Source organism: Microbacterium aoyamense (assembly GCF_023155855.1).
GTDB lineage: Bacteria > Actinomycetota > Actinomycetes > Actinomycetales > Microbacteriaceae > Microbacterium > Microbacterium aoyamense.
This window is the reverse complement of the sequence record NZ_JAKNUT010000002.1, coordinates 87507-102335: the sequence shown is the minus strand read 5'-3', so window position 1 is coordinate 102335 and position 14829 is coordinate 87507. Positions and strand designations below refer to the sequence as shown.

The 14829-nt window shown below is 69.8% G+C and carries 16 protein-coding genes; 3 read left to right on the top strand and 13 right to left on the bottom strand.

Going from position 1 to position 14829, the window contains the following annotated elements:
- Positions 1-10 precede the first annotated feature (10 nt).
- The 8 genes from deoC to MA876_RS07205 are packed head-to-tail and all read right to left on the bottom strand — an operon-like array spanning position 11 to position 5561.
- On the bottom strand, positions 11-1018 hold the full coding sequence (gene deoC, locus MA876_RS07240) for a deoxyribose-phosphate aldolase (RefSeq protein ID WP_248147345.1): 1008 nt from the start codon (positions 1016-1018) through the stop codon (positions 11-13).
- 13 nt (positions 1019-1031) lie between these two features.
- Positions 1032-1433 carry a hypothetical protein gene (locus MA876_RS07235; protein WP_248147344.1) on the bottom strand — a complete coding sequence of 134 codons (402 nt, stop codon included), beginning with the start codon at positions 1431-1433 and terminating at the stop codon, positions 1032-1034.
- Positions 1434-1454: 21 nt separating this feature from the next.
- Positions 1455-2198, bottom strand: coding sequence for a hypothetical protein (locus tag MA876_RS07230; protein ID WP_248147342.1), 744 nt, complete (start codon positions 2196-2198; stop codon positions 1455-1457).
- Positions 2195-3154 carry a bifunctional riboflavin kinase/FAD synthetase gene (locus MA876_RS07225; RefSeq protein WP_248147340.1) on the bottom strand — a complete coding sequence of 320 codons (960 nt, stop codon included), beginning with the start codon at positions 3152-3154 and terminating at the stop codon, positions 2195-2197. The genes MA876_RS07230 and MA876_RS07225 overlap by 4 nt, the downstream gene beginning before the upstream one ends.
- Entirely contained in the window at positions 3151-3603 is a 453-nt protein-coding gene (locus MA876_RS07220) for a hypothetical protein (protein ID WP_248147338.1), read from the bottom strand. The genes MA876_RS07225 and MA876_RS07220 overlap by 4 nt, the downstream gene beginning before the upstream one ends.
- Before the next feature lie 22 nt (positions 3604-3625).
- Complete coding sequence (locus MA876_RS07215) at positions 3626-3994, bottom strand: hypothetical protein (RefSeq protein ID WP_248147336.1); 369 nt, start codon at positions 3992-3994, stop codon at positions 3626-3628.
- Positions 3991-4875, bottom strand: coding sequence for a tRNA pseudouridine(55) synthase TruB (truB, locus tag MA876_RS07210; protein ID WP_248147334.1), 885 nt, complete (start codon positions 4873-4875; stop codon positions 3991-3993). The genes MA876_RS07215 and truB overlap by 4 nt, the downstream gene beginning before the upstream one ends.
- Positions 4875-5561 (bottom strand): nucleoside/nucleotide kinase family protein, encoded by a 687-nt coding sequence (locus tag MA876_RS07205; RefSeq protein WP_248147333.1) that lies wholly within the window; start codon positions 5559-5561, stop codon positions 4875-4877. Before MA876_RS07205 ends, truB begins: the two co-directional genes overlap by 1 nt.
- 135 nt (positions 5562-5696) lie before the next feature.
- On the opposite strand from MA876_RS07205, the gene MA876_RS07200 reads away from it, so the two are divergent.
- Positions 5697-6563 carry an iron-sulfur binding domain-containing protein gene (locus MA876_RS07200; protein ID WP_248147331.1) on the top strand — a complete coding sequence of 289 codons (867 nt, stop codon included), beginning with the start codon at positions 5697-5699 and terminating at the stop codon, positions 6561-6563.
- Here the strand turns inward: MA876_RS07200 and MA876_RS07195 are convergent, their stop codons facing one another.
- A complete protein-coding gene (locus tag MA876_RS07195) occupies positions 6564-7208 on the bottom strand; it encodes a TetR/AcrR family transcriptional regulator (RefSeq protein ID WP_248147329.1) in 645 nt (214 codons plus the stop codon).
- Positions 7209-7273: 65 nt separating this feature from the next.
- Here MA876_RS07195 and MA876_RS07190 point away from each other — a divergent pair, with 65 nt between their 5' ends.
- The gene (locus MA876_RS07190) at positions 7274-8605 is read left to right on the top strand and encodes a glycosyltransferase (protein WP_248147326.1); all 1332 of its coding nucleotides are present in this window, start codon (positions 7274-7276) and stop codon (positions 8603-8605) included.
- On the opposite strand, the gene rbfA is transcribed toward MA876_RS07190, so the two are convergent.
- The 4 genes from rbfA to nusA form a co-directional block, all read right to left on the bottom strand.
- Positions 8569-9003: a 30S ribosome-binding factor RbfA gene (rbfA, locus tag MA876_RS07185; protein ID WP_248147324.1), complete on the bottom strand. Its 435-nt coding sequence runs from the start codon at positions 9001-9003 to the stop codon at positions 8569-8571. The two genes, MA876_RS07190 and rbfA, sit on opposite strands and share 37 nt — an antisense overlap.
- 84 nt (positions 9004-9087) lie before the next feature.
- On the bottom strand, positions 9088-11808 hold the full coding sequence (infB, locus tag MA876_RS07180) for a translation initiation factor IF-2 (RefSeq protein WP_248147994.1): 2721 nt from the start codon (positions 11806-11808) through the stop codon (positions 9088-9090).
- Positions 11809-11920: 112 nt separating this feature from the next.
- Positions 11921-12172, bottom strand: coding sequence for a YlxR family protein (locus MA876_RS07175; protein WP_248147322.1), 252 nt, complete (start codon positions 12170-12172; stop codon positions 11921-11923).
- Between the two features lie 34 nt (positions 12173-12206).
- Positions 12207-13193: a transcription termination factor NusA gene (gene nusA, locus MA876_RS07170; RefSeq protein WP_248147320.1), complete on the bottom strand. Its 987-nt coding sequence runs from the start codon at positions 13191-13193 to the stop codon at positions 12207-12209.
- Positions 13194-13324: 131 nt separating this feature from the next.
- Here nusA and MA876_RS07165 point away from each other — a divergent pair, with 131 nt between their 5' ends.
- Positions 13325-14827, top strand: a complete 1503-nt coding sequence (locus MA876_RS07165) for an alanine/glycine:cation symporter family protein (RefSeq protein WP_248147319.1) — start codon at positions 13325-13327, stop codon at positions 14825-14827.
- Positions 14828-14829 lie beyond the last annotated feature (2 nt).

The window sequence follows — 14829 nt, the reverse complement described above, 5'->3', positions numbered from 1 at the left end:
GGGTCTGGTCCTAGTCGATCGTCACGTAGTCGGCGCCGGTGTAGTGCCCGGTCGTCAGCTTCTGGCGCTGCAGCAGCACGTCGTTGAGGAGGCTGGATGCTCCGTACCGGAACAGGTGCGGCTGGAGCCATTCCTCGCCCACGGTCTCGGCCACCGTCACGAGGTACTTGATCGCATCCTTCGACGTGCGGATGCCGCCCGCCGGCTTCACGCCAATCTTCTCGCCCGTCGCCCGATGCCAGTCCCGCACGACCTCGAGCATGAGGAGCGTCGTCGGCAGCGTCGCGGCCGGCTGCACCTTGCCGGTCGACGTCTTGATGAAGTCGCCGCCCGCGAGGATCGCGAGCCACGACGCGCGCTTGATATTGTCGTAGGTGTTGAGCTCGCCCGTCTCGAGGATCACCTTGAGCGACGCGTACGAGCCGTCCTCGCGGCGGCACGCCTGCTTCACCTGCGCGATCTGGTCGAAGACGAGACCGTATCGGCCGGCGAGGAAGGCACCGCGGTCGATCACCATGTCGATCTCGTCGGCGCCGTCGGCGACGGCCTCGGCCGTGTCGGCGAGCTTGATCGCGAGCGACGCGCGGCCCGACGGGAACGCCGTCGCGACGGCCGCGACGCTCACGCCACCGTCGTCGGGATCACCGTGCGCCTCACCCAGCGCGTCCACGGCGTACGCCACCATGTCGCCGTACACGCAGACGGCCGCGACCCGCGGACACGTGGGGTCGGAGGCATCCGGATTCAGCGCCTTCGCGACGAGCGAGCGCACCTTTCCCGGAGTGTCGGCGCCCTCGAGCGTCGTCAGGTCGATGAGCTCGATGATCTTGTCGAGCGCCCACGCCTTGGATGACGTCTTGATCGAGCGCGTGCCGAGTCCTGCCGCGCGCTGCTCGAGACCCACGGCGTCGACGCCGGGCAGGCCATGCAGATAGCGGCGGAGCGTCGTGTCGTCGGGCTCGCCGCCGAGCAGCTCGACGGCGCGCTCGGGAAGGGTCTGGAGATCTGTGCGGCTCATGGCTCTCCTGGTTCTAGGTCTGCTGTCTCGAGCGCCGGGTGGGCGGGCCCTCGGCTGGTGCGGGAGCGACGGTGCGCGCGTGTCGCACGAGGACGATCACCCCGATCCCGACGACGACCACGAATGCGATCGTCAAGCTCGTGAACGCGAACCAGTTGTCGTCGAGGGCGAGCACGATCCCCGCTGCGAAGACGGCGATCGCGGCCGCGGCCAGTTTGGACGCGAACTTCAAGCCTACCCCGGCGGTCAGTCGACCGGCAGGCGAGTCGCCTCGCGCGAGGATCAGATCGGCGAAGGCGTCGAGGGTCGCGAGCAGTGACGCCGAGTACGCGACGGCACAGCCGAGCGCGCCCCACAGATTCACCGATGGCGTTGCCGCGGCGGCGGCGATGAGGTCGACGGATGCGGCATCCACGCCTCGATCGTAGAGGCGCGCTCAGCGCGGGTCTACGGGATCCGCCGGGGAGGACTCGCGCAGCAGGTCGTCCACGAGCGCATCGACCGGGATGCCGCGACGGACCGCCTCGGCTTCCAGGAGTGCGACCGACACCGACGACAACCCCGTCGCCGGATGCGGATCGCGCAGCAGGAGCGACAGCACCGGCACGATGACCGCGCCGAGCGCCGCGAGGATCGCGAACACGCCCAGCGTGCGGCCGAAGGCGTCGCCCTCGATCGTCGACGACCACCAGATCGCGTAGATCGTCATGCCGAGCACGACGGCGAACAGCGCGACCGTGATGACGAGGCCGATCCGCACGGCCGCCTGGCGACGGTCGGCGAGCAGAAGCAGGAGGGACGCGAACGACAGCGCGACGGTGAGCGCCACACCCGTCCAGGTCCATCGCGACAGCGCATCGTAGAAGTGGTCGGGATAGCTCTCGTACCGGTACCAGATCAGCCAGACCGTCAGGATCGCAGTGACGACCGCGACGGCCGCGCCGATGAACCCGACGATCTGCAGTCGGCGCCCCGCGAGGGCGGCACAGCAGAGCACAGCGACGCTGAAGGCGCCGATCGTCGCGGTCGTGCCGAGTGCCCGGTACTGCTCCGAGCCGAGATTCCCGCCGAGCAGGACGATGATGCCGAGGAGGGCCGCGAGGCCGAACGAGACGATGATGACGGCGACGATCACGCGGCGGAAGATCTTGAGCGAGCGCGTGGGCGTCGTGTCGGTCATGTCAGAGCCTCTCGCACCCTCTCCACGTCGTCGGCCATCTGCCGCACGAGCGCGTCGACGCCTTCGAACGCCACCATGCCCCGCACGCGGTTCGTGAACTGCACCTCGACGCGATGACCGTACAGGTCGAGATCGGTCTCGTCCAGCACGTGCGCCTCGACCTGTCGCACGGGGACATCGTCGAACGTCGGGTTCGTGCCGACGCTGATGGCGGCGGCGTAGCGGATGCCGGGGCGCAGCCCGTCGGCTGACCCTTCGTCGACGAGCCAGCCCGCATAGACGCCGTCCGCGGGGATGAAGCCCTCGAGGTCGGTCGACAGATTCGCGGTCGGGAAGCCGAGCTCGCGCCCGCGCTTGAGTCCGTGGACGACTTCACCCCATACCGCGGGCGCGCGGCCCAGCAGGCGCGCGGCACCCGCGACATCTCCGTCCGCGAGCAGCTCGCGGATCCAGGTCGACGACACGCGCCGACCCCCCTCGATCGCGCGCACGTCGCCGACGACGTCGACGTCGAACCCGAACTCCCGCCCGAGCTCGGCGAGGACCTCGGGGTTGCCGGCGCCGCCCGCGCCGAAGCGGAAGTCGTCGCCGACGAGCACGCTGCGCGCGGCGAGCGCGTCGACGAGCACGTGCTCGACGAACTCGCGCGGCGTGAGGTCGGCGAGCGCCCGATCGAACGTCAGCATGAGCGTCGCGTCGACACCGGTCTCGGCGAGCAGCTGCAGCTTCTGATGCACGCCGATGAGGCTCTCGGGGCAGATCTCGGGGCGCAGCAGGGCGAGCGGATTGCGATCGAACGTCACGGCGACGACGCGCGCGTCGCCGGTCGCAGCGTCCACCCGCGCGCGATCGATGACGGCGCGGTGCCCGGAGTGGACGCCGTCGAACTTGCCGATCGCGACGACCGACGGACCGAAGCCCGCAGGCACGTCGGCCGGCGAACGGAAGACGATCACGAGGCCACCTGGACGGCGGCATCCTCCGTCGCATCCGCTCCCACGGGCGGATGCTTCACGAGCCACCAGATGCCCAGGAACGGGAGCACGAGCGGGATGAAGAGGTAGCCCATGCCGAAGAACGACCACACCGTGGCCTCGGGGAAGAGGTCGGGGCGGATGAGGCTCAGCGTGCCGATCACGAGCACACCGAGGAGCTCGAACGAGATCGTGACCCAGGCGACCCGGTACCAGGCGCGCGACCCCGCGAAGATGAGCGCGAGCGTCGCGATGATGTAGACGGTCGCCGACAGGGCCGACAGGGTGAAGGCGAGCGGGGCGTGATCGAAGCGCTCGATGATCTGCACGAGCGAACGGCCGAAGGCGCCGAGCGCCAGGATGCCGTAGACGATGACGAGCACGCGACCGATGCCCGACATGCGGCGGCGCTGTTTCTGTGGCGTTGACATGACCCGTCAATCTTAGAGTCGCTCAGGCGACCTGGATCGTCCAGATGACCTGCATCCGCCACACCATGACGGCGATCGCGAGCGCCGCGACGCCCATGATGACGGTCGACCAGCGACTGCGTTCGAGCAGCGCCCAGAACACCGCGGCGACCGGCAGCAGCGCTGCCGAGACGAGGTAGACCCAGAACTCCAGGGCGCTCCCCGACGGCGGGTTGCCCGCGAACGGGGCGATGATCGCGATGACGATCTGCGCCACGAGGAGCAGCTCGACGAGGGCGAGCGAGCCGACGCTCAGGTCGCTCGGGCGGCGACCGGCGAGGCCGAGGACGATGCACAGGATGCCGGCGAGCACCGCGACGGCGACCTGGGCGATCGTGAACCACAGGATCATGCGGGCCTCTCCTCGGGCATGTTCATGGCGCTCTTGACGTCGCTCCCGCGCCTCTCGACGATGCCGACGAGGGCGCCGTCGGGGTCGATCGCGGCGCGGCCCGCCTCGAGCCGGGCGGCGGCCCCCACGAGGCGCTTGCCATGCCGCAGGTCGCGGGCCTCGTCGGCGGTGACGTCGAATCTGCCGAGGACGTCCGCCGCGACGACGGCGGGCGAGAGGACGGCGGCCTCGGCCAACCCGTCGACGCTCGACGCGCCATCGACGCCGAACGGACCGATGCGCGTCCGGCGCAGGGCCGTGAGGTGCCCGCCGACGCCGAGCGCTGCGCCGAGGTCGCGCGCGAGCGCTCGGATGTAGGTGCCGCTCGAGCAGTCCACGACGACGTCGAGATCGATGACGGATTCGGAGCGCTCGATCGCGAGGACGTCGAAGCGCGACACCGTGACCTCGCGCGCCGCGAGCTCGACCTGCTCCCCCGCACGCGCGAGGTCGTAGGCGCGCTTGCCGTTCACCTTGATCGCCGAGACGGTGCTCGGCACCTGCGAGATGCGGCCGGTGAGCGGCTTGATCGCCGTGCGGATCTGCTCGTCCGCGAGAGCCGAAGCATCCATCGTCGTCGTCATCTCGCCGTCGGCGTCGTCGGAATCCGTCGCGACGCCGAGCCGGATCGTGGCTTCGTACGTCTTGTCGAGCCCGACGATGAAGGTGAGCAGGCGCGTGGCGCCTTCGACGCCGAGCACGAGCAGCCCTGTCGCCATGGGATCGAGCGTGCCCGCGTGGCCGATCTTGCGCGTACCGAACGCGCGCCGGGCGCGCGCGACGACGTCGTGGCTCGTGATGCCGCCCGGCTTGTCGACGAGCGCGATCCCCGTGACGGCCATCAGCAGGAGTCCTGGTAGACGCGGCGCGGGTGCGCGAAGTCGGTGTTGTCGACGATCGCGGATGCCGCGGCCCGTGGATTCGCGTCGCGCAGGTAGAGCTCCTGGCCTTCGCGGTAGCGGGCGTTCGCCGGGGCGAGGAAGTCGGGGTCGGTGCCGTCGCGCCGCGCCATGCGCTGGTAGGCGATGTCGATCGGCACGTCGAGCCACACCGACCAGTGCCAGATCCCGCGCAGCGCGGGGCGATTGAGGAAGATGCCGTCGACGATCAGCACGGCGTCCTTGGGCGCAGTGACCCAGGCCGACTCGACCGCCGCGTCGCGCTCGACATCGAACGCCGCGAGCTGGAAGCCCGTCGTCGCCCCCGTCTGCCCGCCCTCGCGGAAGGGGTCGATCAGCACGCGGCGGAACGTCGCGTAGTCGTACGAATCCTCGTAGAAGCCGACGGGGCTGGTGCGGCCCCGCGCCCATCGCTCGTCACGAGGACGGTGGAAGCTGTCGATGGATGCCCGGAACACGGCCGAGCCGTCCTCGGCGAAGACTTCGGCGAGCCCGTCGGCGAAGACCGTCTTGCCCGCGCCGTCCCGCCCGTCGACGGCGAGGATGATCCGCCCGCCCCGATAGTGCTGGCGCACCTCGTCGCGCAGTTCGCGCCAGAGCGTCGTCGCGGGTGTCGTGGGCAGGCGCATGACTCCAGCCTACGAGCCGAGCGCGAGCGACAGCACCTGCGCGGCATGCGTCCCGACGTCGGATGAGCGCCCCGACCCCGTCCGAGGCTGAGCCCGCGGGATGAGGTCGAGCGCGACGCACCTAGGCTGAAGCGCATGCCCGACCTCGCGACGCCGCTCATCGCGTGGTACCGCGAGAACGCGCGCGATCTGCCGTGGCGGCGGCCCGGCTTCGGCGCGTGGGGCGTGCTCGTGAGCGAGTTCATGCTGCAGCAGACGCCGGTCAATCGCGTCATCCCGCACCTCGAGGCGTGGCTTGAGCGGTGGCCGACGCCGACGGCTCTGGCGATGGATGCCCCGGCCGACGCCGTCCGGCAGTGGGCGAACCTCGGCTACCCCCGCCGTGCGCTGTGGCTGCATCGTGCCGCGGTCGAGATCCGCGATCGTCACCGCGGGGTCGTGCCCGACGACGTCGACGCGCTCCTCGCGCTCACCGGCATCGGCGACTACACCGCACGCGCGGTCGCGGTGTTCGCATACGGGTCGCGGCATCCGGTCGTCGACACGAACACACGCCGCGTCCTCGCCCGTGCGCTCGACGGCCGCTCGCAACCCGGGCCTCCGTCGAAGCGCGACCTCGCGGCGATGGAGTCGATCCTCCCGGCGGAGGTCGCGGCATCCACCATCGTGAACGCCGCCGCGATGGAGCTCGGCGCGACCGTCTGCGTCGCCCGATCGCCGCACTGCGAGATCTGCCCCGTCGCCGATCGCTGCGCGTGGCGCGCAGCGGGCTACCCCGACACGGGTGACGACCGCCGCAAGCAGGCGAAGTACGAGGGCAGCGATCGCCAGGCGCGCGGCGCCGTCCTGAAGGTGCTGCGCGGTGCCGCTGCCCACGCGGTCCCGCTCGACGACGTGATCCCGGACTGGCCGGACGCCCTGCAGCGCGACCGGGCGATCGACTCGCTCATCGCTGACGGGCTGGCCGAGGCCTCCGGCGGCGAGCTGCGTCTGCCCCGCTGATCAGGTGGAGACGACCAGGGCGGACAGCAATTCGGTCAACAGACGGCGGTAGTTCTCGGGCGTCATCCCCTCGACGCGGATCGCGCGGTCGTACATCTCCACTGAGGTGACCAGCACGGACCGGTCGACCAGGTCGTCGAACCCGACGTCTTCGCGCAGGTAGCCTCGTGTCGTCCACTCCTCGAGCATGATCACGTTCTGCATACGGATTCCCGCCCCGAGCTGGCGGAAGGCATCGGCGATCTCTTCGTCCGTTCGCGCGGCTTCGGAGAAGGCGAGCCACAGGCCGTGGGTGGCCGCGTTGACCTGCGTCAGGATGTCGACGGCGAAGTCGACGGCCTCCGTGGGCGAGGACGCCGTGAGGAGCCGGGCGCCGAGGTTCGTCTCTCGTGCGTCCGCGTCCTTGTCGGCACCGAACGCGAAGGCATCGATCGCGGCGCGTAGGAGCGCGGACTTCGGTCCGTGCGACTGCACGGTCTCGGTCGACACCCCCGCGCGGCGCGCGATCTCGGGCATGCTCGTGCCGGCGTAGCCGCGTGCGGCGAAGAGCTCGGCAGCGGCGTGGACGACTCGCTCCCGGGTCGCGGCCGCCTGCTCCGCGCGGAGGGACGACGAGTAGCGCCGTGAGGATTTCTGGTCTGCCATATTGACTACTGTACTCCTGTAGTGAATACTCTCAACGTTCAATCGATTCTTTCACTGGAGCTCTCATGTCCGAAATCCTCATCGCCTCCGTGCCCATCCACGGTCACGTGTCGCCTCTCCTGCCGATCGCCCGCCACTTCGTCGAGCGAGGCGATCGCGTCACCTTCCTCACCGGTTCCCGGTTCGCCGCAGCGGTCGAGGCCACGGGAGCCGAGCACATCGCTCTGCCCGCCGGCGCCGACTTCGACGACCGCACCGTCTCGGCGCTCTACCCCGAGCGTGACGGGATGTCGGCGGTGAAGGCGATCGCGTTCGACTTCGAGCACATCTTCGTCCGCCCTGGAGAGCACCAGTTCACCGCGCTCACCGCGCTCGCCGACATCCGCGACGTCGATGTCGTCATCTGCGATCCGCTCTTCGTCGGCGCGGCCCTCATGGTCGAGCAGCCGCTCGCCGACCGCGTTCCCGTCGTCGTCGCCGGCTTGGTGCCGCTCGGATACCCCGGCCCAGGCCTCGCGCCGTTCGGTATGGGCCTCCCGCCGATGAGCGGACCGATCGGCGGCATCCGCAATGCCGTGCTCGCGGCCGGCACCACCCGCATCTTCCGCCCCGTCAACGCCGCCGCGGACGAGATCGCGCAGCGACTGCTCGGCGGCCCGATGAGCGGCCCCGTGCTCGAGTGGCTCCCCCGCGCCGAGGCCGTCTGCCAGCTCACGGTGCCGGCGTTCGAATACCCGCGGCCGAAGGCACCGGCATCCCTTGTCTTCACGGGTCCGATCCCCTCCCCGGTCGCCGCACACCCGCTGCCGGACTGGTGGGGTGACGTCGAGGCGGCACGCACGGTCGTCCACGTGACGCAGGGGACGATCGCCAACGACGACCCGTCCGAGCTGATCCTGCCGACGATCGCGGGGCTCGCGGACTCCGGCGCACTCGTCGTGGTCGCGACCGGAGGACTGCCGGTCGAAGCGCTGGGCGAGCTCCCCGACAACGTGCGCGCCGCGGAGTTCCTGCCGTACGACGCGCTCTTCGCCCACACGGATGTGTTCGTCACGAACGGCGGCTACGGCGGCGTGCAGTACGCGCTGAGCCACGGCGTCCCGCTCGTCGTCGCCCCGGGCAAGGAGGACAAGGTCGAAGTCGCCGCGCGCGTCGCGTGGTCGGGAACGGGAGTGAACCTGCGGACGCAGCGTCCGACCCCGGGAGCGATCCGCGCAGCGGTCATGCGCGTGTCGACCGGAACGGGCTACCGCGCGGCTGCGCAGCGGATCGGCGCCGACATCGCGGCATCGAGCGGGGCCGACGGCTTCGCAGCCGCCGTCGACGGGGTCATCGCCGAGTCGGCGGACCCCGTTCGAGTTCAGGCCTCTTCGTCGACCTCGCGCGGCTTGAGGTAGGGGTCTGCGTCGCCGGCGTACGTCGCCGTCGAGGCGAGCCCCGCGACCGCCTCGTCGCGCTCGCGCGCTTCGCGGAGCAGGTCGGCGATGTGGCCCGCGTTCTCGGGGATCGCGTCGGGGATGAACTCGAGCGACGGGGTGAGACGCGTGTTGAGATGCTTGCCGAGCTCTGACCGCAGCATCCCCGTCGCCGACTTCAACGCGGCGGCCGATGCCTCGCGGTCCTCGTCGGAGCCCATGACGGTGTAGAAGACGCTCGCGTGCTGCAGATCGCCCGTCACCTTGACGTCGGTGATCGTGACGAACCCGAGTCGTGGATCCCGCAGGCCCTTCTCGAGCCTCTCGGCGAGGACGACGCGGATGCGGTCGGCGAGGCGCGCCTGACGTTCGGATGCCATGGTGTTCTCCTTACTCCCGGACGGATGCTGCGACGAAGGCGAGAGCGCCCCGCCCCGAAAGGAGCGGGGCGCTCTCACTGTGTCTTACGAGCGCGGCTTCTCGACCATCTCGGTGGTCTCGATCTCGTCGCCCACCTGGATGTCGTTGTACTTGCCCAGGCCGATACCGGCCTCGAAGTCCGTACGCACCTCGGTGACGTCGTCCTTGAAGCGACGCAGCGACTCGATGGCCAGGCCATCGGCGATCACGACGCCGTCGCGGATGACGCGCGCCTTGGCGTTGCGCGTGATCGTGCCCGAGCGGACGATGACACCCGCGATGTTGCCGAACTTCGAGGAGCGGAACACCTCGCGGATCTCGGCGACACCCGACTGCTTCTCTTCGAACTCCGGCTTGAGCATGCCCGTGAGGGACTGCTCGACATCGTCGATCGCGTTGTAGATGACCGAGTAGAACCGGATGTCGACACCTTCGCGCGAAGCGCGCTCGCGCGCCTTGGCGTCGGGCCGCACGTTGAAGCCGATGATGATCGCGTTGTCGATCGTCGCCAGGTTCACGTCGGACTCGGTGACGGCACCCACACCGCGGTGGATGATCCGCAGCTGCACGGAGTCGTCGACCTCGATCTTGAGGAGCGATTCCTCGAGCGCCTCGACGGCACCCGACACGTCGCCCTTGATGATGAGGTTGAGCGACTCGACCTTGCCCTCTTCGAGCGCGCGGGTGAAGTCCTCGAGCGAGATGCGCTTGCGGGCCTTGGCCAGCTGGGCGTTGCGCTCGGCGGCCTCGCGCTTCTCGGCGATCTGGCGGGCGAGGCGGTCCTCTTCGGTCACGATGAAGGTGTCACCGGCGCGCGGCACCGAGTTCAGACCCTGCACCTGGACCGGGCGCGAGGGCCAGGCCTCGAGCACGGCGTCGCCGTTCTCGTCGGCCATCGCACGGACGCGGCCGTAGGCCGTGCCCGCGACGATCGCGTCGCCGACGCGCAGCGTTCCGGACTGGATGAGCACCGTGGCCACCGAACCGCGACCCTTGTCGAGCTTGGCTTCGATCGCGACACCGCGGGCGGCCTTGTTCGGGTTCGCCGTGAGGTCGAGACCGGCGTCGGCCGTGAGCAGCACCGCGTCGAGGAGCTCCTGGATGCCGGTCCCGGCGCGAGCCGAGACATCCACGAACTGCACGTCGCCGCCGTACTCCTCGGCCACGAGACCGTACTCGGTGAGCTGCTGGCGCACCTTGGCGGGGTTGGCCTCGGGCTTGTCGACCTTGTTCACAGCGACGACGATCGGCACACCGGCGGCCTGGGCGTGGTTGAGCGCCTCGACCGTCTGCGGCATGATGCCGTCGTCGGCCGCCACCACGAGGATCGCGATGTCGGTCACCTGCGCACCACGGGCGCGCATGGCGGTGAACGCCTCGTGACCCGGGGTGTCGATGAAGGTGATCGCGCGCTCGATGCCCTCGTGCTCGGTCCACACCTGGTACGCACCGATGTGCTGCGTGATGCCGCCGGCCTCGCCCTCGATGACGTTGGTCTGGCGGATCGCGTCGAGCAGTCGCGTCTTACCGTGGTCGACGTGACCCATGACGGTGACGACCGGAGGACGGATCTCGAGGTCTTCCTCGTTCTCGGCCTCGAGCTCGGCCTCGAGGTCGAGACCGAAGCCCTCGAGGAGCTCCTTGTCCTCGTCCTCGGGCGAGACCATCTGGATCTTGTAGCCGAGCTCGGCGCCGAGGACCTCGAAGGTCGCCTCGTCGAGCGACTCGGTCGCCGTCGCCATCTCACCCAGGTTGAACAGAATGGTCACGAGCGTGCCGGGCTGCACCGTGTAGCCGGTGATGTTCTCGATCTTGTCGGCGAAGTCCGAGATGGATGCCCCACGGCGCATGCGGATGATCTCGCCGTTTCCGCGCGAGACGTTGACGCCGCCGACCGTCGGGGCGTCCCTCATCTCGAACTCTTGGCGCTTCGCCCGACGCGACTTGCGCTGCTTGGACTTGCCGCCGCCCTTGCCGAAGGCACCTGCCGTGCCACCGCCGGGACCGCGACCACGACCGCCGCCACCGCCGGGACGACCCGCGAAGCCGCCCGCAGGCGCTCCACCGGGTGCACCCGGACGCTGGAAGCCGCCGCCCGCGCCGCCGGGACGACCGGGGCCGCCGGGACGCTGCTGGAACGGAGCACCGGGACGACCGCCGCCGCCGGGACGACCCGCACCGCCAGGGCGCGGAGCGCCGGGGCGCGGAGCACCGGGACGCGGGGCCTGCGGACGCGGAATGTTGCCCGGCGTCGGGGTCGGGCGCTGGCCCATGCCCTGCGCCGAGGCGAACGGGTTGTTGCCCGGACGGGGCCCTGCGGGCCGCTGGCCCATGCCCTGCGAGGACGCGAAGGGGTTGTTGCCGGGGCGCGGAGCACCGGGCGCCGGCGCACCGCCAGGACGCGGGGCGCCGGGGGTCGGTGCGGCGGACTCCGCCGGAGCGGGGGTCGCGGGTGCCGGAGCGGAAGGGGCCTCTGCTGCCGGAGCGGCGGGCGTCTCGGCAGCCGGCGCCGCGGGAGCGGCCGGGCCGGGGGTCGGACGCGCCGGGCCGGGACGAGCCGCCGGGCGCGCGGGAGTGGCCGGCTTCGCGGCCGCGGGGGCCTCTGCCGGCTTCGACGCACCGTCGGCCTCGAGGGCAGCACGGAGCTTGCGAGCCACGGGGGGCTCGATGGTGGACGAGGGGCTCTTGACGAACTCGCCGAGCTCTTTCAGCTTCGCGAGGGCCACTTTGCTGTCGACGCCGAGTTCGGAGGCGATCTCGTGCACGCGGGGTTTGGCGTTAGCCACAATTCTCCTGTCTGGGGTCTACCCAGGCAGGGCAGACCGTTAGTCGCGGACGGGACTCATTTCGAGCCGTTCACTTTGATTCCATAGCCGTTCAGCCGTTTCGCTGGAGGTGTTCGGTAAGGGTCTGCGTGTCAAGCGGGCCTGACGCGCGCAATGCTCGCACGAAGGCACGGCGCCGCACCGCGGCATCCACGCACTCGGATGTCTCGTGCACCCACGCGCCTCGTCCGGGCATCGAGGCTCGCACATCGGGGATGAGAGAGGACTCGACGCGAACCACCCTGAGAAGGGCGGACCGGGGAGCACGCGCGCGGCAACCGACACACGTTCGTACGGGTTCCATGTTACACCTCTGCCCCGGCAGTCCGGGCGCGCGATCAGTCGTCGAGGACGCTGTCGGGCTGGATGTCGATCTTCGCGCCGGTCAGCTTGGCGGCCAGACGCGCGTTCTGGCCCTCCTTGCCGATCGCGAGCGAGAGCTGGTAGTCGGGGACGAGCGCGCGCACCGCCTTGGACGAGGCATCCAGCACGAAGCTCGACGACACCTTCGCGGGCGACAGCGCGTTCGCGACGAACTTCGCAAGTTCGGGGTCGTAGTCGACGATGTCGATCTTCTCGCCGCTCAGCTCCTCGGTCACGGCGCGCACGCGGCGGCCGAGTTCGCCGATGCACGCGCCCTTCGCGTTGATCGACGGGTCGTTGGCCTTCACGGCGATCTTCGTGCGGTGACCCGCTTCGCGGGCGAGCGAGACGATCTCGACCAGACCGTTCGCGATCTCGGGGACCTCGAGGGCGAACAGCTTGCGGACCAGCCCGGGGTGCGTGCGCGAGACGGTGATCTGCGGCCCCTTCGTGCCCTTCGACACCGACGTGACGTAGACGCGCAGGCGCGCGCCGTGCGCGTAGTCCTCGCTCGGCACCTGCTCCTCAGGCGGCAGGATCGCTTCGACCGTGCCGAGATCGACGTGCACCATCCGCGGGTTGGGACCCTGCTGCACGACGCCGGCGACGATGTCGCCCTCCTTGCCGCGGAACTCGCCCAGCACCGCGTCGTCGGCGATGTCGCGCAGTCGCTGGCTGATGACCTGCTTCGCGGCGAACGCGGCGATGCGGCCGAAGTCCTCGGGAGTCGACTCCTCTTCGCCGATGACGGCGCCCTCGTCGTCGAGCAGCGGGATGAAGACCGCGACGTGGCCCGTCTTGCGATCGAGCTCCGCGCGTGCGCCGTCGGGCAGCTCGCCCGTGGGCGACGTGTGCTTGGCGTAGGCGGTCAGGATCGCCTGCTCGATGATCCCGACGAGTTCGTCGAAGGGGATCTCCTTCTCGCGTTCGACGGTCCGCAGCAGTCCGAGATCGATGTCCACGATGGCCTCCCTATTCAGCTCTCACCGGCCACGCCTGGCGCGCCGGAACCCTACAACGTTACCGGATGCCGCGCCCGACGACTCTGAGAGGATGCTGGCCCTGCGCAGTGCCGAGCCGACATACTGACGACATGGATGCTGTGAACGAATGGCTGCTCGTGTGGGGCGATGTCCTGTGGACCTGGATCGTGCTGCCGGTGGTGGTGCTGCTGGGCCTCTACTTCACGGTCCGATCGGGGGTCGTGCAGTTCCGGCTCATCCCCGAGATGTTCCGCACGCTCACCGACAAGACGCCGCGGAAGGAATCCGGCGAGCCGCAGTCCGTCTCGGCATTCCAGGCGTTCACGATCTCGGCGGCATCCCGCGTCGGCGTCGGGAACATCGCCGGTGTCGGAACCGCGATCGCGCTCGGCGGCCCGGGCGCCGTCTTCTGGATGTGGCTCATGGCGTTCGTCGGCGGCGCCTCGAGCTTCATCGAGTCCTCGCTCGCGCAGCTGTTCAAGGTGCGAGACAAGGACGGCTTCCGCGGCGGACCGGCGTACTACATGCAGCGCGGGCTTAAGGCGCGCTGGCTCGGCATCTGGTTCGCCGTCATCCTCATCGTCTGCTTCCCCTTCGCCTTCAGTTCGCTGCAGGCCAACACGATCACCGCCACCGTCAGCGCGACGATCGGCGAGGACGCCCCGACGTGGCTGCCGTGGGTCGTCGGCGGCATGGTCGGCGTGCTCACCGCCCTCGTGGTCTTCGGCGGCGTGCGACGCATCGCATCCGTCACCCAGTTCCTCGTGCCGATCATGGCGCTCGCGTACCTGCTCCTCGGACTCGTGGTCGTGGCTCTGCACATCGACCGGCTGCCTGGGGTCTTCGCCGAGATCTTCACGTCGGCTTGGGGCTTCAACGAGGTCGTCGGGGCCGCGCTCGGCTACATCATCCTGACCGGGGTCAAGCGCGGCATGTTCTCGAACGAAGCCGGCCTCGGCTCCGCCCCGAACGCCGGCGCGACGGCGGCGGTGACGCATCCCGTCAAGCAGGGACTCGTGCAGACCCTCGGCGTCTACTTCGACACGTTCCTCGTGTGCTCGATCACGGCTTTCATCATCCTGGTCTCCGTCCCCGACCTCGCGGGTGCGGAGCGTGGAATCGGCCTGACGCAGGGGGCGCTCGTGAGCACACTCGGCACGTGGTCGAGCGTGGCCCTGAGCATCATCATCTTCCTGCTGGCGTTCTCGTCGATCCTCGGCAACTACTACTACGGCGAGTCGAACATCGAGTTCATCAATCCGAACCGCGGACTGCTGACGGGGTACCGCATCCTGGTGATCGCCGCCGTGCTCGCAGGCTCGGTCGCGGGCGCCGACCTCGTCTGGAACTTCGCCGACGGGGTCATGGGTCTCATGGCTCTCACGAACCTCATCGCGATCGCCCTGCTGTCGGGCATCGCGTTCCGGCTGCTCAAGGACTACACGCAGCAGCGGCGCGAAGGTCGCGATCCCGTCTTCACACGCGATCGGATGCCGGATGTCACGGGCATCGCCGTCTGGGAGGACGAACTCTCGGTCACGGGGCCGATCGACCTCATCACGAAGTCGAAGCAGAGCGAGAAGCATCGCGACCACCTCCACGATCAGGGGTGATC

Coding starts and splice junctions, on each gene's coding strand:
- deoC (WP_248147345.1), bottom strand. CDS start 1,018: ATGAGCCGCACAGATCTCCAGACCCTTCCCGAGCGCGCCGTCGAGCTG.
- MA876_RS07230 (WP_248147342.1), bottom strand. CDS start 2,198: ATGACCGACACGACGCCCACGCGCTCGCTCAAGATCTTCCGCCGCGTG.
- MA876_RS07220 (WP_248147338.1), bottom strand. CDS start 3,603: ATGTCAACGCCACAGAAACAGCGCCGCCGCATGTCGGGCATCGGTCGC.
- MA876_RS07215 (WP_248147336.1), bottom strand. CDS start 3,994: ATGATCCTGTGGTTCACGATCGCCCAGGTCGCCGTCGCGGTGCTCGCC.
- truB (WP_248147334.1), bottom strand. CDS start 4,875: ATGGCCGTCACGGGGATCGCGCTCGTCGACAAGCCGGGCGGCATCACG.
- MA876_RS07205 (WP_248147333.1), bottom strand. CDS start 5,561: ATGCGCCTGCCCACGACACCCGCGACGACGCTCTGGCGCGAACTGCGC.
- MA876_RS07200 (WP_248147331.1), top strand. CDS start 5,697: ATGCCCGACCTCGCGACGCCGCTCATCGCGTGGTACCGCGAGAACGCG.
- MA876_RS07195 (WP_248147329.1), bottom strand. CDS start 7,208: ATGGCAGACCAGAAATCCTCACGGCGCTACTCGTCGTCCCTCCGCGCG.
- MA876_RS07190 (WP_248147326.1), top strand. CDS start 7,274: ATGTCCGAAATCCTCATCGCCTCCGTGCCCATCCACGGTCACGTGTCG.
- rbfA (WP_248147324.1), bottom strand. CDS start 9,003: ATGGCATCCGAACGTCAGGCGCGCCTCGCCGACCGCATCCGCGTCGTC.
- MA876_RS07175 (WP_248147322.1), bottom strand. CDS start 12,172: ATGGAACCCGTACGAACGTGTGTCGGTTGCCGCGCGCGTGCTCCCCGG.
- MA876_RS07165 (WP_248147319.1), top strand. CDS start 13,325: ATGGATGCTGTGAACGAATGGCTGCTCGTGTGGGGCGATGTCCTGTGG.